The organism is Rhodococcus sp. DMU2021, assembly GCF_019641445.1.
Taxonomy (GTDB): Bacteria; Actinomycetota; Actinomycetes; order Mycobacteriales; family Mycobacteriaceae; genus Rhodococcus; species Rhodococcus pyridinivorans.
This window is the reverse complement of the sequence record NZ_JAIFKB010000001.1, coordinates 134,630-157,044: the sequence shown is the minus strand read 5'-3', so window position 1 is coordinate 157,044 and position 22,415 is coordinate 134,630. Positions and strand designations below refer to the sequence as shown.

Sequence of the window (22,415 nt, the reverse complement as noted above, 5' to 3'; positions counted from 1 at the left end):
GACCGGCCACCGACCTCGGGCGCGCGGTGAAGGGGCCCCGCGGCCTCAGGCTGCTCGTTCGCGCAGCCAGGCCATCGCCTCCATCCGGTACTCGTCGATGCCCTTGTACTGCGCGATCTCGCGCGGCAGCTCCTCGACGATGTCGGCGAGCTGGTACGCCCACTGCGGGTAGGCGGCGATCTCGGCGAGGGGTGCCATGTAGGTGCGGATGTTGAACACGATCGCACCGGTCGTCGGCAGCCGGATGAGGTGCTCGAGTTCGATGCGCAGCTGGATCCTCCCCCAGTCCTTCTCGGCCATCAGGCGGGGGATGTCGTCCATCCACTCGGGCATCGTCTCGAGGCTCGTGTCGCGGCGCCGCGAGCCGACGGCCGAGAAGGTCCAGTTCACCCGTCGGTAGGGCTGGTCGGCGGTGAGCCGGCGCAGGAACTGCTCGGCCCGGTCGGTGACCCCGTCGCGCGTGAGACCGGGTACGGGACGGTGGATCTCGTGCATGCTCATGCCGATGTCGAACTTCACCGACCAGTCGGCGGAGGAGGTCACCACGGCGGCGTCGAAGTAGAAGTGGCCGTCGCGTTCGGTGACGAGCAGGACGTCGTCGGGGATCTGGCAGGCGACGAACACCAGCGGGTGTTCGGGCAGCGTCTCCGGATCACCCGGGACGAAGGTGCAGTCGATTCCGAGAGGTTGGTTGCGCCAACGGTATCCGGATCCGAGGCGGTCGAGGGTCATGAGGTCGGGATACGACGCGGCCATCTCGCGGAAGTAGAACATCAGCAGGTCCCACGAGGCCGGGGTCATGTGCGGGAGGTAGCGGACCCGGTGCGGGTCCCGCTCGAGGATCCCCTGTCGCAGGGCCATCATCTCGACGTAGTCAGGTCCGAGGTCGACGATGTGTTCGCCCCAGCCGCCGACGAACGTGTCGACGCGGCGGCGAGCGGGTTCGACGTTGACCCCGTAGCGGAATCTGTTCTCACCTTCGAGAAAAGGCCACGGGAGATAGGACAGGTCGCTGGTAACGGTCACATTCGGTCCTTCCGGTCGGTTCTGTCAGGCGACGGCTCCGAGATAGGTGCCGTGGTGACTCGACAGGTGCGGGCGGATCTCGAGGGAGATCCCGCACCCGGCGCACGAGATCCTGTCGCCGGGTCGCGCGTCGGCCCGCTGTGTCGTCTCGCAGTGGGGGCAGAAAACCGTCAGCGTCACCGTCGACGTGACGTAGGTGATGAGTTCGCAGGGCAGGGCGCCGGCCTGCCGGGCGGCGGCGGTGTAGGCCATGGCCTCGGCGGCCGGACCGGCGACGAGGATGCGTGATCCCGCCCTCAGCGCGGCGACCGCTTCGGCGGCGCGACCGGGTGTCGGGTCGTAGAGGGCGGCGGCGTCGCGTCCAAGTTCGGAGGCGTCGGCCATCCAGTGCCGCACCGCCTTTCGCGCGAGTTCGCAGTCGCTCGCGGCGAGGACGAGGAAGGCGCGACCGGCACGGTCGAGTGCGGGTGGGTCGCCGTGGACGAATCCGGAGGCCTTCACGTCCGCACACCCCCGTAGGTGCGGAGCCAGCGCACCCCCGGTTCGCGGGTGCGGGTGATGCCCTTGTAGTCGGCCATATCCTCGGGCAGCTCCTCGAGGACACGACACAACCGCTCGGCCCATTCCGGTACGCGGGCGATGTCCTCGAAGGGCAGCAGGTAGGTGCGGATGAGGAACATGATCGCGCCGGAGACACCGAGGCGCACGAGGTGCTGGACCTCGACGCGCAGGTTCAGCCGGCGCCCCACGTCCTCGAGCGGCCCCTCGGCGAGCAGCCGCCGGTCGCGTCCCCACACGGGATAGGTCTCGGTGGACTGGTCGAGGAGGCGGTCGACGCTGAGCGACCAGTTGGTGCGGCGGTACTGCCGGCCGGGCTGCAGGCCCATGAGGAACTGCTGGGCGCGCGGGATGACCCCTTCGGTGTGCACGCGCGGGACGGGCCCGTGGATCTGCAGGAAGCTCATGCCGACGTCGAAGCGCAGCGACCAGTCGGCGGCGAAGGTCACCAGTCCGGCGTCGCCCCAGAGGGCACCCTCACGCTGGTCGAGCAGCACGACGTCCTCCTGGAGGTGCCTGCCGACGAACAGCAGGGGTGGTTCGGGCAGGGTGGACGGATCACCGAACACGAAGGACTGTTCGACGCCGAGTGCCCGGTTGGTGAATCGCCGGGCCGCACCGTCCCCGTCGAGCGAGAACTTCTCGGGGTGGGCGTCGGTGAGCATCCGCATGAGGGTGAGCATCGCGTCCCACTGGGCGATCTCCATGTGCGGCAGAGCCTGGAACCGGGTGGGGTCCTCGGCGAGGATGCGGGTGCGTTCGGCGAGATCCTCCCGGTACCGGCCGTCGACGTCGACGGGGTGGGTCCCCCATCCCCCGACGGGTGTCTCCACGACACTGCCGGCGGGTTCGACGTTGGTGCTGTAGCGGTAGGTGTCGCGGGGGAAGGGGAACGGGAAGCGGGCGATGCGGTCGGGGATCGCCGCGCTGTCGCCGAGGGCCTCGAGGTCGATCGTGGTACTCACAGATCCAGCTCCAATCGGGGTCCGTTCGCGCGGGAGACGCACGGCATGAGGCAGTCTCCGGCCTCCTTCTCGGCGGCGCCGAGATACAGGTCGCGGTGTTCGATGTCGCCGCTCACCACGGGCAGCCGGCACTCCCCGCACACGCCCTGACGGCAGAGGCTGGGGACCGCGATGCCGCGGGATCCGAGCGCTTCGAGGAGGCTGACACCCGAGGCGACGTCCACGTCGACGCCGCTGCGGGTGAGGTGTGCGGTGAACGGTTCGCCGGGGTCGAGGTCGCCGACCCCGAAGTGCTCGTAGTGCACGCGGGCGCCGGGCCAGCCGGCGCGACCGGCACGGTCGGTGAGTTCGTCGATGAGCGCAGCCGGGCCGCACGCGTAGAGGTGGGTGCCGATCGGCTGGTCCAGCAGCGCGGGTCCCATATGCTCCCAGAAGCCGTCGCGGCCGGTGTGGAGGTGGAGGCGGTCGCCGCACAGCTGCTCCAGGTCGTCGAGGTGGGCGGCGTCGCCCTCCCGGTGGACGTAGTGCACCTCGAACGAGCGGCCCCACTGCACGGCGGCGCGGACGTGGGACAGGATCGGGGTGACGCCGATTCCGCCGGCGACGAGCAGGTGGTGCCGCGCGGTGAGGACCGGGGCGAAGGCGCTGCGCGGGGTGCTCACCTGCACCCTGTCCCCCGCTCGCAGGGAGTGGATCCAGCGGGAGCCACCGCGGCCGTCCTCCTCGAGCCGTACGGAGATGCCGTAGTGGTCGGGCTCGAAACCGGGTCCGGTGAGGGAGTAGGAGTTTCGGCGGGATTGCCCCTCCGGCCCGGTTCCGCAGGTCACGACGATGTGACTGCCCGGGGTGAAGGAGGGCAGGAGTGCGCCGTCGGACGCGACCAGCCGCATGTGCCGCACGGTCGGGGTCAGTGCGGTGACCTCGTCGACCGCCAGCACCAGGCCGGCGTCGGACGGCACGTTCGTTGCGGGGCTGTCGGACATCAGGGTCATCAGCGTTCCTCCGCGTCGATCATGTAGCCGAGGTAGGCCGCGTGGTGACGCGAGACATGGTGGTAGACCACGAGTTCCGCGCGGCAGTTCGGGCAGGTGGTGCACCGGCCGACCTCGACGTCGGCGAGATGGGTGGTGTGACAGTGTGCGCAATAGACCGCGTGGTCGGCGGTGTCGATCGGGACGGGCATGATCTCCTCGTCGACGAGCCCGCCGGCCACCGCCACGGCCCTTGCGGCGAGGACGGCGGCCTCGGATCCGACGAGGACGAGTCGGCAGCCGACCCGGGAGGCGTCGAGCTGCCGTCGGAGGACGCGGGCAGCTGTGTCGCCCCACTCGGCGGGCAGACGCATCCAGTCCACCCGCCGACCGTCGAAGGACAGCAAGAGATTCCGCGCCTGCTCGGCGGCCTCGTCGCCGAAGGACAGGATCGTGAAGGTCCGTCCCCCGCCGGCGATGCTCCGTTCCTCGTCCCACCTCGGCATACTGGTGGTGTCCATACAGACGTTCACGGCATCTCCTAGGGCGCGAAGGAGCGGAGGCCGACGTAGAAGGCGAGCGCGCCTTCGGGGGTGGTGAAGCGGATGCGGGATCCCTTGGGGAAGAAGATCGCGTCGTACGCACGGGCGATCTCGACCTGGCCGGTGTCGAGGTTCTCGAGGCGGAACTCGCCGTCGAGGACGACCTTCATCTCGTCGTATTCGTAGGTGTAGTCGAGGGGCGCCTCGGTGGGTTCGAGACGGAAGTAGCCGGAGGCCATGGGGCAGCCTTCGGGATTCGGGTGGACGTCGTCGATGTAGCCCTTCGTTCCCGGGAACTCGTCGACCGACATCTGCGGGAGGTTCTTCCAGAAACCGGAGGTCACTCGGAATGCGGGCACGGTGGTGGTCTCGGACATGGCAACTCCTCAAAGGGAAGGAATGCGCGAACGCGCGGTGTGCAATGAGAACGTCGATCGCTGACGTGAAACAGACGATAATGGGAAGAAACGCAGCGATGGTTGCAGTTCTGTTAACGCGCGTAACCGATTCCTCTCGAGGGCAAGGGAATCCGGACCCTCGAGGAGGTTCCCCGGAACCTGGACGGAACATCCGTCAGCGGCCGGGATCGAAGAGGGCGCGATGCCAGATACGCGTGACGATCTCGGCGGCCCGTTCGAGCGGTATGGGCGTCTCCTGCAGGGCGTCCTGCGCGTACCAGACGTAGTCCGACCCAGCGCGGGCGGATCGCCCGGTCCGACTCCGGTGCCGTCGCCCGGCTGCGCGCCGCGGGCTCGGTGATGCCCGGCAAGACCGACATACCCGAGTTCTGCCAGTCCGCGACCAGCGACAACCTGCTCGGCCGGAGACCGGGAACCCGTGGGATCCGTCCCGTACGCCGGGCGGTTCGAGCGGTGGCGCCGCGGCTTCCGTCGGCGCCGGTCTCGCGACGATCGCGCTCGGCTCGGACGGCGGCGGGTCCATCCGCATCCCGGCGGCCTTCAGCGGACTCGTCGGGTTCAAGCCGACCACCGGATCGTGCGCGGACGAACGGGGTTTCCGCGCGATGACTGATTTCGTCACCGTCGGCCCGCTGGCCTGGACGGTGGACGACGCCCGCATCATGACGGAGATCCTCGCCGAGACGACCTTCGAACGCACCGCGGTGCGGCACCGGCGGATCGCCTTCTTCCGGCGCCCGGACGGACGTCCGGTCGATCCCGCGGTCGCCCGCACCGTCGAGACCGTCGCCGGAATCCTGTCGGATCTCGGGCACGAGGTCGTCGAGACCGACATCCCGATCCAGGGGTGGAACGAGATCTTCGGGCCGCTCGTGCTCGACGACGGGCTGCGCGAACGCGCCCATCTGCTCGACGATCCGGAGCTGCTGACCCCGCTACGAGCGGGCGAGTCCGCGAGCCGCGATGCAGCTGACCAGCGCCGAGGTCGCCGGTGCCCGCGGGCACTGGACGGATTCCGCCTCCGCATGGACGATTTCCTGCACCGTTGCCGTCAAGGGCATCGACACCCTGAACGGTACCGAGGTCGACGACCTCTACTTCTCCGACTGCGAGTTGCCCGCCGACTCGGTGGTCGGTGAGGTCGGCCAGGGCTGGTCCCAGCTCATGCCCGGGCCGGCGACCGAGCGCTGATCCTCGCCGCCCAGATGCTCGGCGTCGCCGAACGTGCCTTCGACGACCCCTAGGGTCTGGCGCGGGCGTCGTCGATGGCCAAACTCGAGGCGACGGAGGTCGCCAAGAACACGGCCCTCGAGTGCGTGCAGATGATGGGCGGCTACGGCTACTCCACCGAGTTCGACATGGTGCAGCACGTGCGCGCGGCCCTCGGCGCGACGATCTACGGCGGAACCAACGAGATCCAGCGCGACATCATCGGGAACTCGTTCGGTCTCCGATAGAACCCTCGCTCACACGAACATCGCAGCGGCGGGACGGTCCTTCGACCGTCCCGCCGCTGTTTGTCGTTCGCATACAGGGCGGTTTCCACGCCAAGCGTCACCGCGATCTCACGGTTGCGTAACACGCCCGTCATGGATACCGTGTTTCCTTCTATTCGACAGCGATTCCTACAGTGAAACTTCGTCGAACCGAGGAGCCCCCATGACGCTGGAAGCCACCGACACATCCGTGCTGCGCCTCCCGTCCACGAACGGCCGGTCCCCCGAGACCTCCGGCACCGCCGGTCTGGCCGAGCTCGCACACGCGACCGGCACCCGCTTCATCCTCGCCGTCTTCACCACCCTGTCCGGAAAGCCCTGCGCCAAGCTGGTTCCCGTCGAATCCGTCGACGAGCTCGCCACCGACGGTGTCGGTTTCGCCGGCTACGCCGCGGGCTCGATGGGCCAGGTCCCCAAGGACCCCGACCTGGTCGCCATCCCCGACGTCTCGTCCTTCACCCCCATCCCCTTCGTCCGCGAGGGCCTGGCGCTGGTCCACTGCGACCCCTACGTCGAGGGCAAGCCCTGGCCGTACGCCCCGCGGGTGATCCTCAAGACCGCGCTCGCGCAGGCCGCCGCCAAGGGCCTGAGCGTCAAGGTGGGCACCGAGATCGAGTACTTCCTCGTCCAGCGCGACGAGAACGGAACCCTGCGCACCGCCGACGCCCTCGACACCTCCCGCCAGCCCTGCTACGACGCCCGCGACGTCACCCGCATGTACGAGCACCTGACGTCGATCTCCTCGGCGATGAACACCCTCGGATGGGGCAACTACGCCAACGACCACGAGGACGGCAACGGGCAGTTCGAGCAGAACTTCCAGTACGCCGACGCCCTGACCACCGCCGACCGCGTCATCACCCTGCGTTACCTCATCTCCGTGCTCGCCGAGCAGCGCGGCATGACCGCGACCTTCATGCCCAAGCCGTTCGCCGATCGCACCGGCTCCGGGATGCACATGCACCTGTCGCTGTGGCAGGGCGACACCCCCGTCTTCCCCGACGCGAACGATTCCTGCGGACTCGGACTGTCCAAGACCGCCTACTCGTTCGTCGCCGGCATCCTCGAGCACGCCTGCGCCCTGCAGGGTGTCATCGCACCGACGGTCAACTCCTACAAGCGCACCGGCGCCACCAGCACCGCCTCCGGCGCCACCTGGTCGCCGCGCTACGCGACCTACGGCGGCAACGACCGCACCCACTACCTGCGCGTCCCCGACGCCAACCGCGTCGAACTGCGCGGCGGGGACGGCTCGGCCAACCCCTATCTCGCCACCGCCGCGACCGTCGCCGCCGGCCTCGACGGCATCGAACGCGACCTCGATCCCGGCGAGCCGGGCACCGGCGGCACCGCGACGCTGCCGATGACGCTGCTGCACGCCATGGACGCCCTCGAGGCCGATCCGGTGGTCTCCGGCGCACTCGACGCAGCCGGTGCGGGCGTTGCCGACTACTTCGCCTCCCTCAAGCGCGAGGAGTTCTTCCACTGGCACAACACCGTGACCCCGTGGGAGATCGACAGCTATCTGACCGCTTTCTGATCACCCGACTTCTTCCAGACCCATCGAACAGGAGAGACGACCATGTGCGGAATCGTCGGACTTCATCTGCGAGACGCCTCGCTCGAGCCCCGGTTGGGCAGCCTGCTGACCGGGATGCTCGGGCAGATGGTGGACCGCGGACCGGATTCGGCGGGCGTCGCCGTCTACGGCAACCCGGTCTTCTCCCCCGCCGGGGAGTCGTCGGTCTCGGTGCTCGACGCACCCTCGGACCTCGTCACCGCCGTCGGCGATGCACTGGGTGTGACCGTCGGGGCACTCGATCTCGCCCCCACCACCGTGCTGCACGCCCCCGTCCCCGCGACCCTGCTCGCCGACACCGTCCGCACGCTGGCTCCCACCGCGACCGTCATCGGTTTCGGCGACGACGTGACCGTCCTCAAGGGCACCGGCGATCCCCGCGATCTCGCCGAGACCTTCGGCCTGCCCGCCGCCTCCGGCCGGCGGGGTGTCGGCCACACCCGCATGGCCACCGAATCCGCCGTCACCGCAGCAGGATCGCACCCCTTCGCCGTCGGCCCCGACCAGTGCCTCGTGCACAACGGCTCGTTCTCCAACCACCTGTCGATCAAGCGCGAACTCGAGGACGAGGGCGTGGTGTTCGACAGCGAGAACGACACCGAGGTCGGCGCACGCTTCGTCGCCAAACATCTCGCCGAGGGCGCCGACCTGGAGAAGGCACTGCGTCTGCTCGGTGAACGCTTCGACGGGTTCTACACCCTGCTGGTGTCCACCTCCGATTCGTTCGCCGTGGTCCGCGATCCGATCGCTTGCAAGCCCGCGATCGTCGCCGAGTGCGACGCCTACGTCGCGATGGCCTCGGAATTCCGCGCCCTGGCAGGACTTCCCGGCATCGCCGACGCCCGCATCTTCGAACCCGAGCCGGACCGGGTCTACGTGTGGCGACGCTGACCGGCCGCGCGAATCCCGACTCCGCCGTCCCGATCTCATCCCCGGAGGCAATCATGACCACCGATACCCTGCTCCCGACCGCCACCTACGACCTGGCGACGACCACTACCCGCGAACTCAATGCGGCACTGCACGCGATGGAGGCCCCGGCCTCGATCGAGGTGGTGAACCCGCAAGGCGCCCACGCACTCGCCTGCGGCCTGAACCGGCCGATCGACGTCCGCATCGACGGCCACGTCGGCTACTACGCAGCCGGGATGAACCAGCACGCCCACGTGACCATCGATGGCAACGCCGGCGTCGGGGTCGCGGAGAACATGATGTCGGGCAGTGTGCGCGTCACCGGCGACGCCTCGCAGTCCGCCGGTGCGACCGCCCACGGCGGGCTGCTGGTCATCGAAGGCAACGCCGCCGCACGCTGCGGCATCTCGATGAAGGGCGTCGACATCGTCGTCGGCGGTGATATCGGTCACATGAGCGCCTTCATGGGACAGGCCGGCCGACTCGTCGTCCTCGGCGATGCCGGTGAGGCCCTGGGCGATTCACTGTACGAGGTGCGGATCTACGTGCGGGGCAGCGTCGCCTCGCTCGGTGCGGACTGCGTCAAGAAGGAGATGCTCCCCGAGCACATCGCCGAGCTGCAGGAACTGCTCGACACGGCCGGTTTCGACGCCGACCCGGCCGAGTTCACCCGCTACGGCTCGGCCCGGCAGCTCTACCACTTCCACGTCGACAACGCTTCGGCCTACTGAGAGCCCCCGACGTTCTTCCGCCCGCTCGACCCCCGAGGAGACTTCCATGACCTTCCAGCCCGGACTGCGTGAGTCGGCCACCTTCGACCGCAACGTCATCCACGAGATCCAGCGCGCCGCCGCGACCGGCATCTACGACATCCGCGGCTGGGGTGCCAAGCGCAAGGTTCCCCACTTCGACGACCTGCTCTTCCTCGGCGCGTCCATGTCGCGTTACCCACTCGAGGGCTACCGCGAGAAGTGTGAGACCGACGTCGTCCTCGGCGACCGCAACGCGAAGTACCCGTTGCACCTCGACATCCCGGTCACGATCGCCGGAATGAGCTTCGGTGCGCTGTCCGGTCGCGCGAAGGAGGCCCTCGGGCGTGGCGCCAGCGAGGTCGGCACGTCCACCACCACCGGCGACGGCGGCATGACCCCGGAAGAACGTGGGCAGTCCAAGCACCTCGTCTACCAGTACCTTCCGTCGCGATACGGCATGAACCCCGACGACCTCCGCAAGGCCGACGCCATCGAGGTCGTGCTCGGCCAGGGAGCCAAGCCCGGTGGCGGCGGCATGCTCCTCGGGCAGAAGATCACCGAGCGGGTCGCGGGGATGCGTACCCTGCCGGTGGGCATCGACCAGCGCAGCGCGTGCCGGCACCCCGACTGGACCGGCCCCGACGACCTCGCCATCAAAATCCTCGAACTGCGCGAGATCACCGGCTGGGAGAAGCCGATCTACGTCAAGGTCGGCGCGACCCGCACCTACTACGACGTCAAGCTCGCCGTGAAGTCCGGCGCCGACGTCGTGGTGGTCGACGGGATGCAGGGTGGCACCGCTGCCACCCAGGACGTCTTCATCGAGCACGTCGGCATCCCGACCCTGGCCGCGCTCCCCCAGGCGGTGCAGGCCTTGCAGGAGATGGGTGTGCACCGCACCCCGGGCGGCGTGCAGCTGATCGTCTCGGGCGGTATCCGCTCGGGCGCCGACGTCGCCAAGGCGATGGCCCTCGGCGCGGACGCCGTCGCCATCGGCACGGCCGCGCTGATCGCCCTCGGCGACAACGATCCGAAGTACCAGGCCGAATACGAGAAGCTGGGCTCCGCAGCCGGTTTCTACGACGACTTCCAGGACGGCAAGGACCCCGCCGGCATCACCACGCAGGATCCCGACCTGCAGGCCCGCTTCGATCCGGTAGAGGGTGGCCGCCGCCTCGCGAACTACCTGCGGGTGCTCACCATGGAGGCCCAGACCATCGCCCGGGCGTGCGGCAAGTCGCACCTGCGCAATCTCGAACCGCAGGACCTCGTCGCGGTCACGATGGAGGCCGCCGCGATGGCTCGGGTGCCCCTGGCCGGCACCGACTGGATCCCCGGCCGCAGCGCCTTCTGACCGTGGCGACAGGCCTGCCACCGCACTTCCCGAGAGGACACAAGATATGACCGCCTTCGACACGCTCTGGGCATCGATCCTGGATGTCGGTAAGCATCCGACGACCGGGGGCTATCGCCGATTCGCTTGGAGCGACGCCGATCTCACTCTCCGCGAGTGGTTCCGCGGCTGCGCCGCCGAGCGCGGCATGGACGTCGAAGAGGACCGGAACGGGAACCTGTGGGCGTGGTGGCTCCCCGTCGGCTGGGAAGGCGATCCCACCGACGCCTTCGTCACCGGTTCGCACCTGGACTCGGTGCCCGACGGCGGCGCGTTCGACGGACCACTCGGCGTGGTCTCGGCGTTCGCCGCGGTCGATCTGGTCCGCGAGCGCGGCATCGTCCCGACCGTGCCGATCGCGATCACCGCGTTCTCCGACGAGGAGGGTGCCCGCTTCGGTGTGGCTTGCGTGGGCAGTCAGCTCACCACCGGGGCGCTCGCTCCGCAGCGTGCGCTCGGCCTGCGTGATCGTGACGGAATAACGTTGGCCGAGGCCATGACCCGCGCCGGTCGCGTGCCCGAACACATCGGCACCGACCCCACCCTCGTCGACCGGGTCGGGGTGTACGTCGAACTTCACGTCGAACAGGGCCGGGCCCTCGACCTCGTGGATGCACCGGTCGCGGTCGCGTCGTCGATCTGGCCGCACGGCCGATGGCAGTTCACCTTCACCGGTGAGGCCAACCACGCCGGAGCCACGCGCCTGGTGGACCGCCGCGACCCGATGCTCGCCTTCGCCTCGTCGGTGCACAGCGCCCGCTCGTGTGCCGCGGCGGCCGGTGCGGTCGCCACCTTCGGCAAACTCGAGGTGCTGCCCAACGGGGCCAACGCGATCCCCTCCGAGATCAAGGCCTGGCTCGACGCTCGCGCCGCGGACGAGGAGACCCTGACGACGCTGGTCGCCGAGATCGAGGTCGAGGCCCGCAAACACTGCCTGCCGGACGAGATCGGACTCGATGTCTTCGCCGAATCGATCACCCCGATCGTCGAGTTCCCGGCCGGACCGCGCGAACGGTTGCGCCGCGCGCTGTCGCATCTCGGGGACATCCCGGTACTGCCCACCCAGGCGGGACACGACGCGGGCATCCTCTCGGAGAAGGTTCCCACCGCAATGTTGTTCGTGCGCAACCCCACCGGTGTCTCGCATTCACCGCACGAGTTCGCCGAGGCCGACGATTGCAACATCGGGGCGCAGGCGCTGGCCGACATCATGGCGGACTGGGCGACGGGCAGTTAGGTGGCCGCGCAGGTGATCCGGCCCGGCGAGCGGCGGCGGGTGCCCTGGCGCAACGGCGCCGGGATCACGGAGGAGATCGCGACCGGACCCGACGGCCCCTCCGGCCGTCCGCTGTGGCGGATCAGCGTGGCCGAGCTGGGCTCCGAGCCCAGCGAGTTCTCGGCCTTTCCCGGCACGGAACGGATCTTCACCGTCATCGGTGAGCACGGCGCCGACCTCGACTCGGGCCACGGACCCCGTTCGCTGGATCCGTGGCGTCCACACTCGTTCGCCGGTGAGGACGCGCCCCACTGCGTCCCCCGAGGCGCCACCCGTGCATTCAATGTCATGACCGAGCGCGGGGGCGCCACTGCGGCCGTCGGGTACTTCGCGCTCGACACGGTGTGCGACACCGCCGCAGATGGTGTCACGGCCCTCTACGTGCGATCGGGCTCGGTGCAGGCCGGTACCGAACGAGCTGCGCCCGGGGACTGCGTCCTGATCCGCGGCGAGGCCGTCACCCTACGAGGCTCGTCGGCCACCGGACTCCTGGTCCGCATCGAACCCACTTCCTCCCTCTGACATCGACTCCCCCACCGACCTCCTGATTCGGAGGCCGACCGAACAAAGGATCCTCAGGTGACGGACACGACCAAGTTTCTGATCGTCGGCGGCGGCCTCGAAGGCCTGGCCATCGCCTACTCCCTCGCCGACCGCGGCGAAACCGACGTCCTCGTCCTCGAGCGCGACACCCTCTGCTCGGGCATGACCGGTAAATCGAGCGGCGTCGTGCGGTGCCACTACGGCACCCCTTCGCTGGCCGCGATGTCCTGGTACGGCGTCGATATTTTCACCAGGGCGACCGAAATCTTCGGCGACGACATGGCATTCCGCCGGTGCGGTTACGTCGTCGGTGTCGCGGAGAACAACGTCAAGCCGCTCGAGGCGAACATCGAGATGATGCAGGGCCTGGGCATCGCCACCGAACTCATCTCCCACGACAAGATGGCCGAACTGTGGCCGGGCCTGAACCTCGACGATTTCGCCCTGTTCGCCTACGAACCGCTCGGCGGTCGCGGCGAGGCCTACATGGCGGGAATGGCGTTCGGTGCAACGGCACGTCGGATGGGCGTGAAGATCCGACAGAGCACCCCGGTGGTGTCGTTGCTGCAGAACGCCGCGGGCCGGGTCTACGGCGTCACTCTCGCCGACGGGTCCGAGGTGCACGCCGAGCAGGTCGTCGTCGCGGCGGGACCGTGGACGCCGGCACTCGTCGCCGGTGTCGGCGTCGACATCGACGTCCGGGCGCAGCGCGCGCAGTTGGTTCTCGTCGACCAGGGTGTCCCGACCCCGGAGGTGCCCGTGCTGTCCGATCTGGCGGGTCTGCAGTACATCTGCCGTGAGCCGAACGGTGAACTCCTGGTGGGCAATTCCGATCATCAAACGCCGCAGTACATCGATCCCGACAAGTACGTGAACCGCGCCGACGACTCGACGATCGAGAAGAACATCATGAAGCTCGGCAACCGCCTTCCCGACATGCCGGACCCGCGGATCACCAGTTCGTACGTCGGTGCCTACGACGTCACCGAGGACTACAACCCCGTCATCGGTCCGGCACCGGTCGAGGGTCTGTTCCTGGCGACGGGATTCTCCGGGCACGGATTCAAGATCTCCCCCGCGGTGGGCAAGCTGGTCGCCGACCTGCTGATCGACGGGAAGACCGACCTTCCGAACGTGAACCCGGACGACTTCCGTTTCTCCCGCTTCGAGGAGGGTGATCTGCTCCTGAGTCTCAACCCCTACGAAGGCGCCGGCGAGATGCGCTGATCCCCACCTACTCAGCACTCGTGCCCTCCACGGACCCGGCCGGATCCCTGTCGTCCGGATCTGTGGAGGGCACCGCCATGTCTGCATTGCGGCGTTCACCACCGGTGGACACACGCTACGCTGACGAGATGGCCAGCCCAGATCGTCCCGTCTTGTACGACGATTCCGGACGCGAAGTTCCGCGCGGCACCCCGACGGGTGTGGATCTCGAGCGCGCGATCGCCCACCAGGTGCGGTCGTTGCGGCTGGCCAGCGGCCTGTCCGTCGGCGACATGGCCGCGAAGGTGGGGATCTCCAAGGCGATGCTCTCGAAGATCGAGAACGCCCAGACCTCGTGCAGTCTGTCGACGCTCGCCCGGCTCGCCGTCGGCCTCGACGTCCCCGTCACCTCGCTCTTCCGGGGCGCGGACGCGCACCGCGACGCGGTGTTCACCAAGAACGGGCACGGCGCCGAGATCGTCGGTCGCGGTACGCGGGTGGGCCATCACTACGAACTGCTCGGCGCGCTGCGGGGACAGCACAAGAGACTCGAACCGGTGCTGGTGACCCTCACCGATGCGAGCGACGTCTTCCCGCTCTTCCAGCATCCCGGCACGGAATTGCTGTACATGCTCGAGGGCGAGATGCTCTACGGCCACGGCGATTCCGAGTACCACCTGCAACCGGGCGACGCCCTGCTCCTCGACGGCGAAGGGTTGCACGGACCGAACGAGCTGCTGAAGCTGCCCATCCGGTTCCTCGCCGTCACGGCGTATCCCGACAATCACCAGCCGTGAACGACCGGCAACCGTGAACACGACGGAGCCCTCACCGCCCGGTGCGGTGAGGGCTCCTGCCGTTCGATCGGTGAAGCTCGCCGGTCAGGACTTGGGCACGATCACGTCGCGATCCTCGGCGAACACCTCGGGACGCAGCGTCGACGGACCGGTGGGTGAGAACGAGTCCATCACGTAGGCCGTCTCCCCATGGACCGGGACGTCGATGCCCCGCATCTCCGTCTCGGTGTCGACCCGGATGCCCATGATCTTGTCGAGCGCCTTCGCGATCAGGAAGGTCACCGCGAACGAGTAGGCGAACACCGCGGCCATCGCGACGATCTGGCGTCCGAAGAAGTCGATCCCGCCGCCGAAGAACAGACCGTCGACACCGGCCGGCGCGGCGGCCGTCGCGACGAAGGCGATGAGGGTGGTGCCTACGACGCCGCCCATGAGGTGGATGGCAACGACGTCGAGTGAGTCGTCGTAGCCCATGCGGAACTTCCAGCTCACGGCGAAGCAGCCGACGGCACCGGAGACCACGCCGATCAGCAGGGCACCGAGCGGGGACACGAGGCTCGCTGCGGGCGTGATGCCCACGAGTGCGGCGATCACGCCCGAGATGGCACCGAGCGTCGTCGCGTGCTTCTCCTTGATGCGTTCGACGATCAGCCAGCCGAGCAGGCCGGCCATCGCGGCGACGAGCGTGTTGAGGACGACGACACCGGCCGTGTGGTTGGCGCCGCCCGCCGAACCGCCGTTGAAGCCGAACCAGCCGAACAGCAGGATTCCGCCACCGAGCACGACGAGGGGCAGGTTGTGGGGACGTGCCACGTGCGGGAATCCACGGCGGCGACCGAGTGCGATGGCGAGTGCCAGCGCCGCGACACCCGAGTTCATGTGCACGGCGGTGCCGCCGGCGAAGTCGTGGGCGGCGAGCGTGTTGGCGATCCATCCGCCCTTCGTGCCCGCTTCCTCGTCGTCGAAGGCGAAGACCCAGTGCGCGACCGGGAAGTAGACGAGGACGACCCAGATGCCCGAGAACACCAGCCACGCCGAGAACTTCATCCGGTCCGCGACACCACCGGCGATGATCGCCACCGTGATGCCTGCGAAGAGGAGGTGGAAGGCCGCGGTCAGTGCGGCGGGCATCCCTCCGTCCGGGTCCTCCTCGAGCAGCGAGCCCAGACCGATGTCGGTGAAGGGATCGCCGATGAGGCCGAGGCCCCCGACGCTGTCACCGAGCACGGCGGCCGGACCGAACAGCACCCACAGGACGGCTGTGACGGCGAATCCACCGAACACCATCATGATCATGTTGAGCGCGCTCTTGACTCCGAGCATGCCGCTGTAGAACAGCGCCAGGCCCGGAACCATCAGTACGACTGCTGTGAACGCCGCCAAAACCCAGGCGGTATCGGCGGCCGCGAGTGCCTGTTCCATATAAGTCCACCCTGTTCGATCCCGGGGTTCACGACCCCTACGTCAGTCGGTGACCCACATTCATCACCGTCCCCTGAGAGTGGACCCACTCTGTAATGTCCCTGCGAGGCGCGGGTGAACTTCGTGTAACGCCACCGCAGTTCACCGGACGGGGATGCCGTTGCGTCCGGGCAGGCAGTATGGAGGACGAGACGCCGCATCCCGCGGTGTGCACAACCTGTGCCACCCGGGTATCCCTGCCCTGCCCGGGTTCCGCGGGAACGACGGCTCGAACCGCTGCACGCATCTGGGAGGTAGACGATGGGACGGGTCACGACACGTCGACCGGTACTGCGCATCACTGCGGCAGGGGCGACGCGACGTCCCGACACCCTCGCCGTCGAGGAACCGCTCGAGATCAGGGTCGGCGGTGAGTCGCTCACCATCACGATGCGCACCCCCGGTCACGACGTCGATCTCGTCCACGGATTCCTGCTGGCCGAAGGGATGATCGGCAGTCGCGAGGACATCGCCGCCGTTCGCTACTGCGACGGGGTGGACGAGAGCGGCGCCAACACTTACAACGTTCTCGACGTCGCCCTCGCGCCCGGCGTCACCGTCCCCGAAGGGACAGGGCGACGCGCATTCACGACGACCTCCGCGTGCGGGGTGTGCGGGAAGAACTCGCTCGACGAGGTGCGCACGCGCACGCGATATCCACTGAAGGATGCCGGCACCACCTCTATCGGAACGCACACCCTCACCGAACTGCCCGACACGCTGCGTCGGCACCAGCAGGTCTTCGAGTCGACCGGCGGTCTGCACGCGGCCGCACTGTTCACCCCCGACGGGGCGCTGCTGGCCCTGCGCGAGGACGTCGGCCGGCACAACGCCGTCGACAAGGTGATCGGCTGGGCCCTGACCGACAACCGGGTGCCGCTCTCGCACAGCGTGCTCATGGTGAGCGGACGCGCCTCGTTCGAACTCGTGCAGAAGGCGGTCATGGCCGGGATCCCCGTGCTCGCGGCGGTCTCGGCGCCGTCGTCGCTGGCCGTCGATCTCGCCGCGGAGTCCGACCTCACCCTCGTGGGCTTCCTCCGCGGCGACACGATGAACGTCTACACCGTCCCCGAACGCATCAAGACCGACTGATCGGCGGCATCAACCGCACGTGCCGTCCTGCGCCTCGCCCGCGCGTACTCCGTCGACGAACGCCCGCACGTCGTCGACGGACTCCTCGAGTACCGCTCGGTGATCGGCTCCGTCGTATACCCGATAGCTCAGGTCGGCTCCGTTGCCGCACAGCGCCGCGGTCACCTGATCGGTGACCGGACGCAGTACCAGCGCGTCGTCGCTTCCCTGCACGACGAGCGTCGGCACCCTCAGGGTGAGCGGTTCGACCTCCTGACCGGCGTAGTACTCAACGAGCGGTTCGAGGTCCGCATCCGGAGCGAACACCTGATCCACCGGTACCGTGCTCGCCACCTCGCGGATGTCGTCCATGCACCCGGTGCGCGCGGCGTCGAGCAAGGGGCGCGAGGCGTCGGTGAGCATCGCGTCGGCGTCGATGCTCGGGTCCGCCGCCTGCGCTCCGAGCAGCAGCACCGGCAGGAACCCGAGCGCCGGACCGATCGCCGGTCCGGCGGTCGCGTAGTACTCGGCCGTCTCACTCGTGCGACTGCCCGGGGCGAAGGCGACCGCGCCCTGCAGTTCGAGTTCAGGGGCGCGTTCCGTGCCACGAGCCGCCGCATACAGCGCGGCGTGCCCGCCCTGACTGTGTCCCATCGCGATCCATCGGGTGCCGATAGCCGGATCGAGTTGACGAGCGGCACGCACGATGTCGACGACACTGTCGGCTGCGCTGTCTCCGTTCATGTAGGGATGTCCGCCCGGTGTGCCGAGGCCTTCGTAGTCGGTCTGGACCACGGCGTAGCCGTCTGCGACCCACCGGTCGAGCATGGCAGTCGTCCTGCTGATGTAGGAGTGGGCGGGACCACCGGGGGTGTCGGCGGACGGCGCACAGGCGTCACCGACCCCGGTGGTGCCGTGCGCCCAGCTGATCACGGGCCAGCCTCCGGCGGGCGCTTCTCCCTCGGGGATCGCGACCGTGCCCGAGACGAGGGTGGGGCGCCGATCGGCACCATCGGACAGGTAGGTGATCAGATGCGTTCGCGACGCGCTGGGAAGCGCCGCCGTACCGGTGAGGGTGCGTTCGGTGACGAGGGAGCCGGGTCCCCCGGCAGTCTCCTCGGCGTCGTCGCCGAAGTCGGAGCAGGACGTGATGCCGAGCATCGACGCTGCGGCGAGTACTGCCATCACACGCCGGGAAGTACGAGAGAGCATGAATCCTCCGTTGGGATGTCAGTCCACGTTCGGCGCTCACTGCACGCCGTTGACGTGGCTACCGCCGTCGACGAACAGCGTGTTGCCTGTGGGATAGCGGGAGTCGTCGCTCGCGAGAAAGGCTGCGACCGTGCCGATGTCGTCGAGAGGGTCGCCGATGCGGCCCATCGGGTTCGCCGCGGCCTGCGTGGCGGCCATCTGCGGGTCGGCCGCCGCCACCCGTCGGTATGCCGCGCTCTGCACGCCGGGGCAGATCACGTTGCAGCACACCTGTTTCGGCGCCCATTCCCGAGCCGCAGTACGGTCGTGCTGCGCAGTGCCGAATTCGCGCACCGCGGCATCCACCATGGCGTGCACCTGTTCGCGGTCGGTGACGTCGGTCGGGACGAAATCCGCGGCCGATCCCCATCCCGGCGCCGGTGACGATCGCCACCCGCCCGTCCAACTTCCCCATGCCGTTCCTTTCCGATACGACGGCGTGTGCGGCGCAGGCCGTCAGCGAGGACGGGGAACCGTCCTGTCGATGAACAGCGCCTCCACGGACACGCACACCGTGCCGTCCGCGGTCCTGATCTCGCCGACTGTGTTGATCTTGCGGCCGTCCTGCTCGACCAGACGACCGGTGATCGTCAGCGGCTCGAACAGTGGGGTCGGCCGGTGGTACCGCACGTTGAGCTGTGCGGTGGCGCCGCTGCGTCCGGCCCAGGCGTTCGCCACACCCAGCGTGTGATCGAGCAGGAGGGCGGAGACTCCGCCGTGCACGTGCCCGGGCGGGCCCTGGTACGGGAAGGTCAGTTCGACGACGCCATCCACCGATCCGTCTTCGCGACCGGCCAACACCAGCGGCGGAGCGAGCGCGTTCTCCGGACCGGTGACCGGATCGTGCCGGGTGACGCCCTCCCCGTGCCACATGTCGATCAGTCGCTCCCGCACTTCGGGAGCGTGTTCCTCGAGGTGCTCGGCGATATTGTCGAGCTCTTCGGCGACCCGCTCGAGATTCGCGTTGCCACGGTCGGTGCGCAGCAACGCGTCCACCACGCGCCGCGCGGCGGCGGTGGCGCGGTCGACGGCGGTGTCCTGCGGTGCCGAGGTCAGAACCGTACCGTCGGGCGCGTGTCCGACGACGGGGTGGGTGTCCGGGTCGACTCTCATCGAATCTCCATCGTGGCGTGGGTGAGCACCGGTTGCCCGTCGCGCTCGGGACATGTGGCGAGCAGGGTGAGAGTGTCGTCGTCTCGCCAGACCTCCGTCTCGATCGTCTCCCCGGGGTACAGCGTGCCGGCGAAGCGGACCGAGAACGACCGGACCCGGGTCGGGTCTCCACCGAGCACACCGTCGACGACGGCCTTGCACACGACACCGTACGAGGCGAGTCCGTGCAGGATCGGCCGATCGAAACCGGCTGTCTTCGCGAATTCGGGATCCGCGTGCAGCGGGTTCATGTCGGCACTGAGCCGGTACACCAGTGCCTGTTGCGTGCTCGTAGGTGACACCAGGGTCTTGTCGGCGTCCCGTTCCGGCACTGCGTTCGACACATGGGGCCCGGCGTCTCCGCCGAAGCCGCCCTCACCGCGCGCCCAGATCTGCATCGCACTGGTCCACAACGGGTTTCCGTCGGCATCCACTGCGGACTGTTCGAGCACGATCACGGCGGCCTTGCCCTTGTCCCACACATCGGAGATGCGAGACGAGACGGTCGCCGAACCCGAGATCGGGATCGGGGCGTGCACGGTGACGGACTGGCCACCGTGCAGGATCCTGCGCAGGTCGATGTCGATTCCCGGCAGGCTCAGTCCGGCCTGTGTCACCGCACCGGCAGAGACACCCTGACCGGCGACCATCGCGAAGGTCGGCAGGACCCGCAGGTCCTTCTCGTACACCCACCGCAGTTCGGCGGGATCGAGCGAGTCGACACCCGCACCCAGACCGAGGTGGTAGAGGATCACATCGCGTTCGGTCCACGAGGCATCGCGGACGGTGGGCGCAGCGGAGAGCGCGACATCGGTATCGATGGGCATGGGCGTCACTTTCCGGGCTCGGGATCGCGGGGCAGGCCGAGAAGCCTCTCACCGATGATGTTCAGCTGGACGTTGGTCGTCCCACCGGCGATGGACATGCACTGCACGTTGAGGAACATGTGGGTCGCCGAAGTTCGGTCCTGGTCGTCGAGCAACGACGCAGTACCGGCCCAGTCCATCGCGGTCTCCCAGACCTGCTGGAGGTGCTCGACGCCGAGGAGCTTGGCGACGGAGGATTCGGCACCCGGCTGTGCACCGGCCAGGGAGCGGAGAGCGGTACGCAGACCCATGAGGCCACCGGACGCGGCATCGCCGAGAACCTTGCCGAGGACGGTGAGTTGTTCGTCGTCCGGCCCACCGGGCATACCGTTCGCGAGCGCCATGAGGGTCTCGCAGCCGGCACCGAAAGTCGAATCGTGCGAGAGGGAGACGCGTTCGTTCGCGAGGGTGGTACGGGCGAGCTTCCATCCGTCCCCGGGCTCGCCGACGAGGCACTCGTCGGGCACGAACACGCCGTCGAGGAACACCTCGTTGAACAGGGCTTCGCCGGTGATCTCCCGCAGCGGCCGGATGTCGAGCCCCTCGGTGTTCCTGATGTCGATCAGGAAGTAGGACAGGCCTTTGTGCTTGGGCGCTTCCGCGTCGGTGCGGGCGAGGCAGATGCCCCAGTCCGCGACCCGCGCCATCGACGTCCACACCTTCTGGCCATCGAGCCTCCATCCGCCGTCCACCTTGACGGCCTTGGTGGACAGGCCCGCGAGGTCGGACCCGGCGCCGGGTTCGGAGAAGAGCTGACACCACACGAGATCCCCGCGCAGCGACTGCGGGACGAATCGCTCGATCTGCTCGGTACTGCCGTGCGCGATCAGGGTCGGCACCACCCAGTTGCCGATGATCATGTCGTGCGGTTCGAGTTCGGCGGCGTGCAGTTCCTCAGTGACGACGAGTTGCGTGACGGCGTCGGCGGCCTTCCCCCACGGTTCGGGCAGGTGGGGAGCGGTGTAGCCCATCTCCGCCAGATACGCCTTCCGCGCTGCGTCCTCCAACGACTTCGCCGGCTCGAGTTCGGCACGGACGTCGGCGCGGATCCGTTCCGCCTCGGGCGGAAGATCGACACTCAGCACGCGGCGGGCACCGTCGAGCGTGAGGTGGGCGACCCGGCGCCGCCACGACGCCGTGGAGCCGAGCAGGATCCGGAGCGACTGAGCGCGCCGCATGTACAGGTGGGCGTCGTGCTCCCAGGTGTAGCCGATACCGCCGAGCACCTGGATGCAGTTCTTGGTGACCTGGAAGGCGGCCTCCGGGGCGATGGACGCGGCGACCGCCACGGCCAGCGACGCCTCGTCGTCCGACACGTCCTCGGCATGCGCACGGGCTGCATCCCAGGCCACGACCCGGGCCTGTTCGGTGAGGCAGAGCATCCGGGCGACGGTGTGCTTGACGCCCTGGAACTGCCCGATGACACGTCCGAACTGCCTACGGACCCGCGCATATCCCGCAGCGGTGGTGGTTGCCCAGTCCGCGAGACCGGCAGCCTCGGCGGCGAACAAGGTCGCGGCGATATCGACGATCCGATGCGAGTCCGATCCCAGTACGTCCTCGTCGGACAATGTCACGGCACTTGCGGTGATCTCGGCGTTGCGGCGGATCACGTCGTAGCTGGGCAGGTTCGTGACCTCGACCCGGTCACGGGTCACGACGACGAAGACCCGCTCACCACCGTCGTCGGCCGCGAGCAGGAACACATCCGCGACCTGGCCGCCGAGGGCGACACCGGAGGTTCCCGAGAGCGTGACGGAATCGCCGTCGCGCTCCACGCGCAGGTCCCCCGGCTGCAGGGCGACCGCACCGAACAGCGAACCGTCCGCGAGCCCGTCGAGTTCGCTGCGACGGCCGGCCTCGTCGAGGACCGCGGACACGATCACGGTCGGAAGGAACGGGCCGGGCACCATGGCCCGTCCGAGTTCCTCTGCGACGATTGCTGTTTCGAGCAGACCGAAACCGGCGCCTCCGACCTCTTCGGGCAGGTGCAATCCCAGCATTCCGAGTTCGGCGAACGAGCTCCAGTACGTCGGGCGGGCTTCCGTCTTCGCTTCGACGGCCGTGCGGATCACGTCGGGTGTGGCGTGTCGTGCCGCCCAGCCGCGTACGGAATCACGGAGCTCGCGGTCCTCGTCGCTCAATCCCAGAGTCATGATCGGGTCCCTTCGGATAGCAG

Annotated in this window: 21 protein-coding genes and 2 pseudogenes; 11 read left to right on the top strand and 12 right to left on the bottom strand. The window is 68.6% G+C overall.

All coding sequences use genetic code 11. The features are described from left to right. Nucleotides 1–45: 45 nt before the first annotated feature. The 6 genes from K3M35_RS00750 to K3M35_RS00725 are packed head-to-tail and all read right to left on the bottom strand — an operon-like array spanning nt 46 to nt 4,439. The gene (locus K3M35_RS00750) at nt 46–1,026 is read right to left on the bottom strand and encodes a DUF3445 domain-containing protein (protein ID WP_064060929.1); all 981 of its coding nucleotides are present in this window, start codon (nt 1,024–1,026) and stop codon (nt 46–48) included. Nucleotides 1,027–1,050: 24 nt separating this feature from the next. Next, the gene (locus tag K3M35_RS00745) at nt 1,051–1,527 is read right to left on the bottom strand and encodes a dimethylamine monooxygenase subunit DmmA family protein (RefSeq protein WP_006551171.1); all 477 of its coding nucleotides are present in this window, start codon (nt 1,525–1,527) and stop codon (nt 1,051–1,053) included. Beyond that, on the bottom strand, nt 1,524–2,549 hold the full coding sequence (locus K3M35_RS00740; RefSeq protein ID WP_081263438.1) for a DUF3445 domain-containing protein: 1,026 nt from the start codon (nt 2,547–2,549) through the stop codon (nt 1,524–1,526). The genes K3M35_RS00745 and K3M35_RS00740 overlap by 4 nt, the downstream gene beginning before the upstream one ends. After that, nucleotides 2,546–3,541, bottom strand: a complete 996-nt coding sequence (locus tag K3M35_RS00735) for a PDR/VanB family oxidoreductase (protein WP_006551169.1) — start codon at nt 3,539–3,541, stop codon at nt 2,546–2,548. The genes K3M35_RS00740 and K3M35_RS00735 overlap by 4 nt, the downstream gene beginning before the upstream one ends. Next, the gene (locus K3M35_RS00730; protein WP_308257039.1) at nt 3,541–4,053 is read right to left on the bottom strand and encodes a dimethylamine monooxygenase subunit DmmA family protein; all 513 of its coding nucleotides are present in this window, start codon (nt 4,051–4,053) and stop codon (nt 3,541–3,543) included. The genes K3M35_RS00735 and K3M35_RS00730 overlap by 1 nt, the downstream gene beginning before the upstream one ends. An 8-nt stretch (nt 4,054–4,061) precedes the next feature. Beyond that, the gene (locus tag K3M35_RS00725) at nt 4,062–4,439 is read right to left on the bottom strand and encodes an ethanolamine utilization protein (RefSeq protein WP_006551167.1); all 378 of its coding nucleotides are present in this window, start codon (nt 4,437–4,439) and stop codon (nt 4,062–4,064) included. Between the two features lie 410 nt (nt 4,440–4,849). Here K3M35_RS00725 and K3M35_RS00715 point away from each other — a divergent pair, with 410 nt between their 5' ends. From K3M35_RS00715 to K3M35_RS00670, 10 genes and pseudogenes are all read left to right on the top strand, one after another. After that, on the top strand, nt 4,850–5,620 hold the full coding sequence (locus tag K3M35_RS00715) for an amidase family protein (RefSeq protein ID WP_220665963.1): 771 nt from the start codon (nt 4,850–4,852) through the stop codon (nt 5,618–5,620). Continuing rightward, a pseudogene (locus tag K3M35_RS25955) lies at nt 5,532–5,938 on the top strand (acyl-CoA dehydrogenase family protein); the annotation flags it as partial. The gene K3M35_RS00715 and the pseudogene K3M35_RS25955, both read left to right, overlap by 89 nt. 202 nt (nt 5,939–6,140) lie before the next feature. Then, entirely contained in the window at nt 6,141–7,517 is a 1,377-nt protein-coding gene (gene glnT / locus K3M35_RS00705; protein ID WP_006551161.1) for a type III glutamate--ammonia ligase, read from the top strand. Nucleotides 7,518–7,559: 42 nt separating this feature from the next. Beyond that, complete coding sequence (locus K3M35_RS00700; protein ID WP_064060924.1) at nt 7,560–8,447, top strand: glutamine amidotransferase; 888 nt, start codon at nt 7,560–7,562, stop codon at nt 8,445–8,447. Between the two features lie 53 nt (nt 8,448–8,500). Continuing rightward, nucleotides 8,501–9,199 (top strand): protein glxC, encoded by a 699-nt coding sequence (locus K3M35_RS00695; RefSeq protein WP_050993466.1) that lies wholly within the window; start codon nt 8,501–8,503, stop codon nt 9,197–9,199. 46 nt (nt 9,200–9,245) lie between these two features. Continuing rightward, nucleotides 9,246–10,574, top strand: a complete 1,329-nt coding sequence (locus K3M35_RS00690; protein ID WP_006551158.1) for an FMN-binding glutamate synthase family protein — start codon at nt 9,246–9,248, stop codon at nt 10,572–10,574. A 46-nt stretch (nt 10,575–10,620) separates the two neighbouring features. Continuing rightward, entirely contained in the window at nt 10,621–11,850 is a 1,230-nt protein-coding gene (locus tag K3M35_RS00685; protein WP_220665859.1) for an allantoate amidohydrolase, read from the top strand. Next, nucleotides 11,851–12,411, top strand: a complete 561-nt coding sequence (locus K3M35_RS00680; protein WP_121208751.1) for a HutD family protein — start codon at nt 11,851–11,853, stop codon at nt 12,409–12,411. A 57-nt stretch (nt 12,412–12,468) separates the two neighbouring features. After that, nucleotides 12,469–13,659: an FAD-binding oxidoreductase gene (locus tag K3M35_RS00675; RefSeq protein ID WP_006551155.1), complete on the top strand. Its 1,191-nt coding sequence runs from the start codon at nt 12,469–12,471 to the stop codon at nt 13,657–13,659. A gap of 128 nt (nt 13,660–13,787) precedes the next feature. Continuing rightward, complete coding sequence (locus K3M35_RS00670) at nt 13,788–14,435, top strand: XRE family transcriptional regulator (protein WP_024100581.1); 648 nt, start codon at nt 13,788–13,790, stop codon at nt 14,433–14,435. An 84-nt stretch (nt 14,436–14,519) separates the two neighbouring features. Here the strand turns inward: K3M35_RS00670 and K3M35_RS00665 are convergent, their stop codons facing one another. Continuing rightward, nucleotides 14,520–15,857, bottom strand: coding sequence for an ammonium transporter (locus K3M35_RS00665; RefSeq protein ID WP_064061842.1), 1,338 nt, complete (start codon nt 15,855–15,857; stop codon nt 14,520–14,522). A gap of 300 nt (nt 15,858–16,157) precedes the next feature. Between K3M35_RS00665 and fdhD the strand changes: the two genes are divergently transcribed. Beyond that, entirely contained in the window at nt 16,158–16,988 is an 831-nt protein-coding gene (gene fdhD, locus K3M35_RS00660) for a formate dehydrogenase accessory sulfurtransferase FdhD (RefSeq protein ID WP_220665858.1), read from the top strand. A gap of 9 nt (nt 16,989–16,997) precedes the next feature. Here the strand turns inward: fdhD and K3M35_RS00655 are convergent, their stop codons facing one another. The 5 genes and pseudogenes from K3M35_RS00655 to K3M35_RS00635 all read right to left on the bottom strand — a co-directional run bounded on the left by K3M35_RS00655 (nt 16,998) and on the right by K3M35_RS00635 (nt 22,392). Continuing rightward, nucleotides 16,998–18,152 (bottom strand): alpha/beta hydrolase family protein, encoded by a 1,155-nt coding sequence (locus K3M35_RS00655; RefSeq protein ID WP_374107750.1) that lies wholly within the window; start codon nt 18,150–18,152, stop codon nt 16,998–17,000. A 63-nt stretch (nt 18,153–18,215) separates the two neighbouring features. Beyond that, a pseudogene (locus tag K3M35_RS26580) lies at nt 18,216–18,633 on the bottom strand (SDR family oxidoreductase). 41 nt (nt 18,634–18,674) lie between these two features. Beyond that, entirely contained in the window at nt 18,675–19,331 is a 657-nt protein-coding gene (locus tag K3M35_RS00645; protein WP_064061840.1) for a PaaI family thioesterase, read from the bottom strand. Continuing rightward, nucleotides 19,328–20,197, bottom strand: coding sequence for a MaoC/PaaZ C-terminal domain-containing protein (locus tag K3M35_RS00640; RefSeq protein ID WP_039586890.1), 870 nt, complete (start codon nt 20,195–20,197; stop codon nt 19,328–19,330). The genes K3M35_RS00645 and K3M35_RS00640 overlap by 4 nt, the downstream gene beginning before the upstream one ends. 5 nt (nt 20,198–20,202) lie before the next feature. Beyond that, nucleotides 20,203–22,392: an acyl-CoA dehydrogenase gene (locus K3M35_RS00635; protein WP_217579912.1), complete on the bottom strand. Its 2,190-nt coding sequence runs from the start codon at nt 22,390–22,392 to the stop codon at nt 20,203–20,205. Nucleotides 22,393–22,415: the final 23 nt, after the last annotated feature.

Bases quoted from the DNA above. Each gene is read 5' to 3' on its own strand.
- K3M35_RS00735 (WP_006551169.1), bottom strand. From the start codon at position 3,541: ATGACCCTGATGTCCGACAGCCCCGCAACGAACGTGCCGTCCGACGCC.
- K3M35_RS00725 (WP_006551167.1), bottom strand. From the start codon at position 4,439: ATGTCCGAGACCACCACCGTGCCCGCATTCCGAGTGACCTCCGGTTTC.
- glnT (WP_006551161.1), top strand. From the start codon at position 6,141: ATGACGCTGGAAGCCACCGACACATCCGTGCTGCGCCTCCCGTCCACG.
- K3M35_RS00700 (WP_064060924.1), top strand. From the start codon at position 7,560: ATGTGCGGAATCGTCGGACTTCATCTGCGAGACGCCTCGCTCGAGCCC.
- K3M35_RS00695 (WP_050993466.1), top strand. From the start codon at position 8,501: ATGACCACCGATACCCTGCTCCCGACCGCCACCTACGACCTGGCGACG.
- K3M35_RS00690 (WP_006551158.1), top strand. From the start codon at position 9,246: ATGACCTTCCAGCCCGGACTGCGTGAGTCGGCCACCTTCGACCGCAAC.
- K3M35_RS00685 (WP_220665859.1), top strand. From the start codon at position 10,621: ATGACCGCCTTCGACACGCTCTGGGCATCGATCCTGGATGTCGGTAAG.
- K3M35_RS00670 (WP_024100581.1), top strand. From the start codon at position 13,788: ATGGCCAGCCCAGATCGTCCCGTCTTGTACGACGATTCCGGACGCGAA.
- K3M35_RS00665 (WP_064061842.1), bottom strand. From the start codon at position 15,857: ATGGAACAGGCACTCGCGGCCGCCGATACCGCCTGGGTTTTGGCGGCG.
- fdhD (WP_220665858.1), top strand. From the start codon at position 16,158: ATGGGACGGGTCACGACACGTCGACCGGTACTGCGCATCACTGCGGCA.
- K3M35_RS00655 (WP_374107750.1), bottom strand. From the start codon at position 18,152: ATGGCAGTACTCGCCGCAGCGTCGATGCTCGGCATCACGTCCTGCTCC.
- K3M35_RS00645 (WP_064061840.1), bottom strand. From the start codon at position 19,331: ATGAGAGTCGACCCGGACACCCACCCCGTCGTCGGACACGCGCCCGAC.
- K3M35_RS00640 (WP_039586890.1), bottom strand. From the start codon at position 20,197: ATGCCCATCGATACCGATGTCGCGCTCTCCGCTGCGCCCACCGTCCGC.
- K3M35_RS00635 (WP_217579912.1), bottom strand. From the start codon at position 22,392: ATGACTCTGGGATTGAGCGACGAGGACCGCGAGCTCCGTGATTCCGTA.